Raw genomic sequence first — 8,036 nt, forward strand, 5'->3', positions numbered from 1 at the left:
GACCCCTTTATTTTTTGGCTTCAATGCAGTACTTTGCGGCAATGAAAGCGCCTGCCGCAAAGAGAGAATTTTTGGTACTGCTGGCCGGAATCCTCTGGCTAATAGTCGGGAGCGTTTTGATAGTCGGTGGCGTCAGCTGGCTGGAGGAATTCAACTCTCTGGCGGTCATTTCTGTCCTGGCGGCAACAGTTGCCGGAGCGGCGATTGCGCATTTCGGATTCTCCCCCCTTGCCCGCAAGAATCTGGCGCGGATATATGCGCAGGCGCCGGGAAAAGACAAAGTCTGCCTGTTCGCCTTTCAGAACCGGCGCAGTTACCTTCTATTTGGAGTGATGATTCTCCTTGGATATCTGTTGCGCCACTCTCCCCTCCCCAAACCGTTTCTCTCACCCGTTTATGTCGCGATCGGTTCTGCGCTTTTCCTTGCCAGCCTTATCTATTACCGTCGGTTACTCCCTTAGATATTAATTGAGTTTAAATTCCACCGGCAGCCTGACCCAGCATTTGACGGGGTAATGGTCGTTTAAGGCCGGTTGAAAGTGGGCAGTGAGGGCGGCGGCATACGCCCTTTCACCAAAGCCGACTTTTGCCGGTTTTTCGCTCACGACTTTAATCTCTTCGGCGCGGCCGTCAGTGCCGACCAGAATATTCAGTATTACCTCCCCTTCCGTGCCGATGCGCCGCGCCAGCTCCGGATACTGGGGGTCTTTCATCCAGACCAATTCCGGAAGCCTTTCAAGCGGGGCATTAAAAGTATAAATGGAGGTATCCATCGAATGACGCCAGTCGCGGCTGTTCTCGACTAAAGCAAGTTCGGCCGATTCCACCGGCAAGGGCTTACTTTCGTCAAAGTAGCCAAGATATCCCGAATCCTCCAGATACTGGTCAATCTCCGGACCAAGAACGGGAACCAGACCATTATTCTCAGGAAGCGGCATCTTGCCCGAACCTTTGACACCGGGCGGCGTCGGAGGAAGCGGATTGTAAACAATCTTGCCAAGTGGCTCAAGTGGAGATGACCAGGTCTCCGATGCCGGGGCGCAACGGGGTATTATATCCACGAGGCGGGAGAGATGTAAATACAGCGCCGGCGTAATTATGGTCAATGACGCACAAAGCATCCCCAGCAAGAGATTGTGCTGATAGCGGAGCTTAAGAGCGCAGGCGGGGAATCGAACCGGAGCAATATTGCTTTCCGGCATACAGCACCTCCTTTAGCAAGGAGGTTGCCGTACTATTTGCCGATAGTTCTAAAAATCAGTTACCGCCGGTCAGGGTAAACTCAACCTGGTATGCCACCCAGACCGCGACCGGACGACCGTTCTGAATCGCCGGTTTGAATTTGCATTTGTATGCCGCTGCCACCGCCGCTTCATCAAAGCCGGCTTTGGAGCCGGAGGACTTGAAGACCATTGCTTTGACAACGCTGCCGTTTTTGTCAACGAGCGCCTTCACCCAGACCACCGCCTCCATATTGGCCTGCTTTGCCAAACGGGGGTATTCCGGCACCTCTTCGTAAATCATTTCAGCCGGGATTTCGACCGGAACGAATTCATCGGGAGCCGGCAGGTAGGCGTCATCGGGAATATCGACGACCACATTGCTCCCCTGGTCGAGGTCGGTGGAGGCGACGTCCGGGGCGACAATGTCAGCCAATTCCTGACGAGAAGCGATGACCACATCCTGGTCGATGACATCTTCATCGGCAACCGGTTTCGGGATACCGACTTTGGGAGCCACCAGCTGCGGCTGGTCAATCTTTATGGTAGGCGGTTTTTTGGCGACCGTGGGAGGGGGACCGAGGTCGGCGATTGTCTTGATGATTTGCACCGGCACATCGGAATAATCCTCCGCCGTAATCGCCTTATAGATATAGGCGCCGCCCACAAATACGACGACCAGCATCGCCGAGAAGAGAACCCCCAGCAGCATATTGCGCTGGTATTTAATCTTGAGCTCAAAGGCTCCGTAGTCGCTGTACTTGGGCGTGTAAACCTTAGCCATACTAAACACCTCCTCCAACGGCGGCTGAGGCCGCCTCGATAATTTTATCGTCGCTATCCTCCCAGTTCCCCATAGCATAGCGATAAGAAAATCTCTCGTCGGGCGTAAGGTCATCCACCTTCTTATTTAACTCTTTTGCCCTGGCAGCGTTCCAGGAACGCTCCAGAATATCAATCTCATCCAGAATATCAACCATGGAGTTGTAGCGGGCGTCTTTCCGAATCAGTATTAGGGTGCTCAGTTTCGGATTCTCCCGGTTCAGAGAAACCAGCAGGTTCCTCAAAGAGTCGGCGTCAACAACATAGCCGCTGGTGTCAGACGCTGATTTCGCCGGCGGAATCAGCTGGGGAAGATTTTTGGCGGGATTGCCGATATTCCAGAAAAACCGATCCAAGCCGTCAATCCTGAGAGTGAGAAGATTCGATTCCGCCACTTCGACTTCAGTCTGCTCCTCTTCCGGCGGCAGGTTGATTTCCATTGCCTGCGGCATGGAGAAGACGGTTGAAACCATATAGAAAATCAGAAGGAGAAAAGCGATATCGACCATGGGAGTCATATCAATGCGGATAGAGATTCTTCTTTTGGGGCGGCGATGACCTTTCCCTTTGCCCGGTTTTTGGCGTTCTACTACTTCACCGGCCATTCAAATCACTCCTTTCCATCTTTACGCTCCTCCGGCGCCGCTGGCGGCGAGCTCGCGCTCCTGATCCGTGATGATGAGGAAGCGGGTTAGATGGTTCTCCTTCATCGAATTCATGATATCGTTCATGACTCCAAAACTGGCTTCTTTGTCAGCTTTTATAACAATCAGGGCGCGCGTGTTAATGGCGCGAGCGCGGTTTATGACAGCGCTTACGTTATAGGTATCGACCTCGGCGTATTTGCGGACGGTCGTGCTGACTTCGTTGCCGTCGATGGTAATTGTCTCCTTCTGAAGAAAGTCCACATAGATGGAATCTTTCTTGGAGACGGTGACATTGATAATATCCTTATCCGGCAGCTTAATCTGCGAGTGCGACCTGGGCAAGGTAACCGCCTTTGCCTCCGGTGGCTTAAATTGCGTCGTCGCCATATAGAAGATAAGGAGAAGAAAGGCAATATCGACCATCGGGGTCATGTCGATCCTGATGCTGATTCGCCGTTTTTTCTTAATTCCCATAAATTACACGCCTTCTTTTGCCTTCAACAGCTGAAGCACCTCAAAGGTCGCCTCATCAGTGGTGTAATTGAAGGCATCCACTTTATTAACAAAGAAGTTATAGAAAAGGATTCCACCTATACCGGAAATCAGACCGCCGGCGGTATTGACCAGCGCTTCAGAAATACCGATAGCCAGCTGCTGGGCATCGATGACGCCGCCTTCGACATTACCGGTGGCGGCAAAAGCGCGAATCATACCGATGGTGGTGCCCAGAAGTCCAATCATGGTGGCGATGGAGGCGATGGTGGAGAGGGCAATCAGATTTCTTTCCAGTAGCGGACCTTCCAGGGCGTTGGCTTCATCAATGGCAGCCTGGGTTAAGGCGATTTTCTTCTCGCCGTCGATAGATTTATCATCCTTGACCTGTCGATATCTTTCGATACCGGCGCGAAGGACGTTGGCGGTGGTGCCGCGCTGTTTATCGCAAGCGGCGATGGCGCCGTCATAGTCGCCGGCCTGGAGCAGAGATATCAGGTTCTTGAAGAAAACCTGAATGGAGCTTTTTCCCTTAGCCACCTTGTAGAGAGAGATAAACCGTTCCACGATGAACGCAATGAGCATAAGGAGAATAGCCATCAGGGCAACGACCAGAAAACCTCCCTGGTAAACGGAGTGCGCAATTGTTCCCGGCGGCTGGGCTTTCAGAATGACGCCCCAGACGATATAGCCGATTACAAATGAAAACAGCACAATCAGGGTGATGAAGAGTGATTGTTTCACCTTAAAAAAACCTCCAATCTGATATTAATTACACAATTCCCATTTTTAAATTTCTATGGCCTTTACCGCATTCATAATGAAAGCGAAAAGGGTGATATAGAATCCGTATGACAATATCCCAAGATAAGTTCCAATCCCGTAGCTCTTGTCGATTTGAACCAGAGTATTAGCGGTGTTGAAAGAGTAGTCGGCGCCGAAGAAGGATATAATCAAACAGAAACCCCAGATAGCAACCGGAATCCAGTTCCATCTCAGGATCTTTTTCAGTTTGACCGCCTTGGTATCGGGGTCGCCTTTGACGCCATAGAGGGCATAGAGGGTGTAGGCGGCCAGCCCGATACAGAGCAGCATGTAAATAAGAAAGAGGATTCCGGTCAGCATAAGGATAAAGCCGGAGGAAAGGACATCGCCCAGATAGCCGAAGGCGCCCAGCGCGGTGGCGGAAGCATACTCTTTCCTGATTTCAACTTTCTTTTTAGCGGCGCTAATGCTGGCGAAGCCGCGCTCATCTTTCTGCGGCGTCTCGGTTCCGCCGGCGCCGCTGTCATCGGTAAGCGCCTGCTGCTCGGTGGGGGTCTGCTCCACCTGAAATTCCTTATATCCGGAAAACCAGGGGAAGAAAAGCGACAGCACCAGCAGGACCGATGTGACGGTAAGAACAATTTTTTCATATGGCGCCACCCGCGGCACCATAAGCGTGCATTCGTCGCGGACACCGGCGCCGCGCTGACGGCGCTGCATTATCCGCTGCACCCACGATTTCTTTTCCTCTTCGGATTTGAACAGCTCGCCGATTTTGCCGGGCTGGTAGTCAAATCCCAGATAGCGAAATCTCACATCGGGGTCGATACCTTTTTTTTCAGCGGCCTTTTGTTCATTTTCGGCCATATTATCTCCTAATCAGACAGCTCTATATTTAAAACTCGAACCTGGTGTTATCGAATCCGTCCCGAGCGGCGGTATTGCCCGGGTCGCACTTGGTGACTTTGGTGTACCACTCATTAGCCGCCTTAAAATCCTGTTTGGACTCTTCCTTCAGCTTGGCGTCGCGGCGCTCAATAGCGCGAAAATGGTATGCCTGGGCAATCCAGAGCATCAGGTTGACATCACTGCAGGCGGCATTCCCTTTTTTCAAACCGCAATTATAGGCGCGGTTGAGATAATCGATGGCGCGGGAGAAGTTCTTGGCGCAGAGACCGGCAAAGCTGGCGTAACCGAGCGACTTGAGAGCGTCGCAGTTGTCCGGTTCGGCGGCAAGGACTTTCTCGAAAAGGGCGGTCCCTTTGGGACATTCGGAGAGCTGGTAAAGATAAATCGATGCCAGCATCCCCTGGGCTTTGATATTATCCGGTTTGTACTCCAGAACTTTTTCCAGATAATCCGCGGCCAGACGCGGCAGATTGACACCCTCCAGCGGGTCGGCGCTGACCGGCATGCCGTCAATCGGTTCATCTCCCCCCTGCGCCAGCATCTGCGACTCTTTCTCGGCGAGGTACATAGCGCAGGTGGCGGCGTTATAATAAATCGACCAGAAGCGCTCGTCTATTCCCAAAGCAATCCGTTTCATATAGTAAATCAGGGCGTTGCGATAATCGCCGAGATAGTTATAACAGATAGCGGTGCTGTAAAGTACCCGGTCCTGGGTGGAATCTATCTCCAGCGACTTACGGTAATAATCCACGGCGTTGGCATAATCCTTCATATTTTCATACGCTTCGCCGAAGCGCCGGTATAACTCGTCGTTGGAAATTCCGGAAACAAAATCGGGTCCCTGTTTAGCCACCCATTCGACATGCTTGTTGAAATTGACAAGGGCGGAATCGAACTGGCTCATCCCGAGGAAAGCCCGTCCGCGATAGAAATATATATCTTTAGGCTCAACGGGAATCGAGAGAACGGTGGCGAAATTGGAATTGGCTTCTTCATAACCGCCAATCATCATGTACGCCATGCCGGTTTCATAAAAAGCCCGTCCGGTGGTGCTATCCGGCTTGCCGGAGGTCAACTCGATGAATTTCTTATAGGCGCCGATTGTCTCCATGAAGCGCCGTTTGGCGTCCTCTGGATTGCGCGAGGAAAGCGCCGCCCGATAGTAAATGCCGCCGGCGCGCATCCAGGCATCGGCGTGAGTGCTGTCTCGCGTCAAGACTATCTTCAACTTCTCCAGAGCGCAGGTGTAATCTTTCAGTTCCAGGCAGGCTTCCGCCATATGGAAGTAAACATCGAGGGAAGCGGTGTCGAGCTTGAGAGCGGTTTCGTATTCGGCCAGAGCCAGCGGATAGACTTTCATCATGTAATTGACATCGCCCAGGTTGATATGATACTCGGCGTTGAGAGAATCGAGAATGATTGCCTGACGAATGGCGCGGTCGGCGGAATTGTAATCGCCCTTCGCCATATAGACCAGCCCCATTCCATTGTTAAAGGCGGCTTTCATATCTTTCGATTTCTTCAGGCCGAGGGAGAAACTTTTCTCGGCGGCGTCAACTTTGTTCAGTTTCAACTGGATAAGACCGAGGGCGTATAACCCCTGGTAAAACTTGCCGTCTTTGTCAAAAGACAACTGGTACTGCTTTTCCGCATCAGGCAACTGCCCTCTGGTTTCATGAATCTTGCCCAGCAGAAAATAATTGTAACCGTTGCTGGGGTCGAGTTTGATTTCGTTTTCGATAAGGCTGACGGCACGAGTTGTGTCGCCGCTCTGGAGGGCCTCGGTAATTTCCGGTTTAGCGGTCTGGAGGGATGCGGTCAGCGGAAAAATCAGCAGAGCAAAAAGGCTGATCAGCCCTATGGCGGCCGCCCCCCTTGATGATACGCCTTTCAAAATAAACACCTCTCTGCACAAGGCAAAAAAATTAAAACGATATAATACCTGAATAACGCTTTTTGTCAAGGCTTTTATTGTGGTCATGGCAGTCGATTACTCCTCACTGTTCATCTCTTTTCTTGAACTGTTTCCGCAAGTACTGTATCCGAATGAAAAGATAGAGCGCCAGCAGAACTGAAATCAAAAGTCGAATGGCCGGGGTCAGGTCAAAAGGCAGGAAGAAGACGACATAGATGCCGGCGATTAGAACCAGTGCGGCTGAAACCATGCTGACGATATAACTGGCGCGTGACTCTATCATAAAATTCACTCCAATATTTATACATCTTGCAGGGAGGATTCTTCCCAATAACCTCTTACCATACAATATATTTTCATCAATTAATGTGCCACATTCCGCCTTCAAAAGCAATACAAACTATTTTCGTATGGGAGATAAGAAGTTACGTGGTTCAAAAGAATCGACATCGTTTTCATCGAACGCAGATATTGCGGTCGGACCCCGACGGCAAAATTTAAGGCGGCTCCTAAACCAAATTCAGATAAGCGATTAATAAAATACCGGCTGAGCCCGGCGGGGAAGCCATTCAAAGCGGATTCGTGAAATATTACTACCGTCAAACCTCAGAAAGAGCTCGCCGCGGAAATCAACCTTGCGGTCAAGCAGGTCACGCGCCGGGATGAAGTCCAACTCATTTAGAATCGCCCTCCCCAGCGAATCAAGATTCCTGTTCTCCAACCTGCCAAATGACACCGCCTGAATTTTTCCAAGAGTGTCTATTTTGACATACGCCCGCAGGGTGTCGACAATACGAACCGGATAATTGAACGGCACCTCTCCGGTACTGGTGCCGAGGGGCAGCGGAGGATTTACTATAGAATCTACCGAGAGGGCCGACTCCAGGCGGAAGTAATCATAAATAGACTCCGCAGAGAGGCTTGAATCGAAGCGCCACTCCCGGGTAGGGTACTTAAGCTGGTCGAAGAACCGAACGGTCAGGTAGAATTCAGAGCGGCGATTGTTGCCCTTGATTCTGCCCGGAGTGTAAGCGGCATGAAGCAAGGCCCGGCCGAAGTTTTCGGCACATTCGGGGCGACTGGAGCAGAATTCGGAGAAATCGATAAGCTGACCGGAGGAATCAAGGGATATTTTGTACACCGCAAAGGGGTATTTGAGACCTCTTTCGCCGATTTTGAAGAAGCAGAAATAGGGGGGGAATTTTTCCACCCGGGGCATCGCAACGTTATTAAGTGAAAACGACTTCTCCAGAAGGTCGCGTCGCA

Annotated in this window: 10 protein-coding genes; 1 reads left to right on the forward strand and 9 read right to left on the reverse strand. The window is 51.3% G+C overall.

Annotated features, from left to right (window positions below):
- The coding region (locus AB1690_12675; protein ID MEW6016157.1) for a hypothetical protein at positions 1-461 on the forward strand (461 nt) is incomplete at its 5' end.
- 3 nt (positions 462-464) lie between these two features.
- Here the strand turns inward: AB1690_12675 and AB1690_12680 are convergent.
- The 9 genes from AB1690_12680 to AB1690_12720 form a co-directional block, all read right to left on the reverse strand.
- Positions 465-1,202: an energy transducer TonB gene (locus tag AB1690_12680; protein MEW6016158.1), complete on the reverse strand. Its 738-nt coding sequence runs from the start codon at positions 1,200-1,202 to the stop codon at positions 465-467.
- Between the two features lie 55 nt (positions 1,203-1,257).
- Positions 1,258-2,004: a TonB family protein gene (locus AB1690_12685; protein ID MEW6016159.1), complete on the reverse strand. Its 747-nt coding sequence runs from the start codon at positions 2,002-2,004 to the stop codon at positions 1,258-1,260.
- Position 2,005: 1 nt separating this feature from the next.
- Positions 2,006-2,647 carry a biopolymer transporter ExbD gene (locus AB1690_12690; protein ID MEW6016160.1) on the reverse strand — a complete coding sequence of 214 codons (642 nt, stop codon included), beginning with the start codon at positions 2,645-2,647 and terminating at the stop codon, positions 2,006-2,008.
- Positions 2,648-2,668: 21 nt separating this feature from the next.
- A complete protein-coding gene (locus AB1690_12695) occupies positions 2,669-3,163 on the reverse strand; it encodes a biopolymer transporter ExbD (GenBank protein MEW6016161.1) in 495 nt (164 codons plus the stop codon).
- 3 nt (positions 3,164-3,166) lie between these two features.
- Positions 3,167-3,925 carry a MotA/TolQ/ExbB proton channel family protein gene (locus AB1690_12700; protein MEW6016162.1) on the reverse strand — a complete coding sequence of 253 codons (759 nt, stop codon included), beginning with the start codon at positions 3,923-3,925 and terminating at the stop codon, positions 3,167-3,169.
- A gap of 45 nt (positions 3,926-3,970) precedes the next feature.
- Positions 3,971-4,813, reverse strand: coding sequence for a hypothetical protein (locus AB1690_12705; protein MEW6016163.1), 843 nt, complete (start codon positions 4,811-4,813; stop codon positions 3,971-3,973).
- A gap of 28 nt (positions 4,814-4,841) precedes the next feature.
- Positions 4,842-6,749, reverse strand: coding sequence for a tetratricopeptide repeat protein (locus AB1690_12710; GenBank protein ID MEW6016164.1), 1,908 nt, complete (start codon positions 6,747-6,749; stop codon positions 4,842-4,844).
- A 103-nt stretch (positions 6,750-6,852) separates the two neighbouring features.
- Entirely contained in the window at positions 6,853-7,053 is a 201-nt protein-coding gene (locus tag AB1690_12715; protein ID MEW6016165.1) for a hypothetical protein, read from the reverse strand.
- A gap of 249 nt (positions 7,054-7,302) precedes the next feature.
- Positions 7,303-8,036, reverse strand: a 734-nt coding sequence (locus tag AB1690_12720; protein MEW6016166.1) for a hypothetical protein, incomplete at its 5' end; no start/stop codon positions are given.

It is taken from the genome of Candidatus Zixiibacteriota bacterium (genome assembly GCA_040753495.1).
Taxonomy (GTDB): Bacteria; Zixibacteria; MSB-5A5; order GN15; family PGXB01; genus DYGG01.

Coding starts and splice junctions, on each gene's coding strand:
- AB1690_12680 (MEW6016158.1), bottom strand. CDS start 1,202: ATGCCGGAAAGCAATATTGCTCCGGTTCGATTCCCCGCCTGCGCTCTT.
- AB1690_12685 (MEW6016159.1), bottom strand. CDS start 2,004: ATGGCTAAGGTTTACACGCCCAAGTACAGCGACTACGGAGCCTTTGAG.
- AB1690_12690 (MEW6016160.1), bottom strand. CDS start 2,647: ATGGCCGGTGAAGTAGTAGAACGCCAAAAACCGGGCAAAGGGAAAGGT.
- AB1690_12695 (MEW6016161.1), bottom strand. CDS start 3,163: ATGGGAATTAAGAAAAAACGGCGAATCAGCATCAGGATCGACATGACC.
- AB1690_12705 (MEW6016163.1), bottom strand. CDS start 4,813: ATGGCCGAAAATGAACAAAAGGCCGCTGAAAAAAAAGGTATCGACCCC.
- AB1690_12715 (MEW6016165.1), bottom strand. CDS start 7,053: ATGATAGAGTCACGCGCCAGTTATATCGTCAGCATGGTTTCAGCCGCA.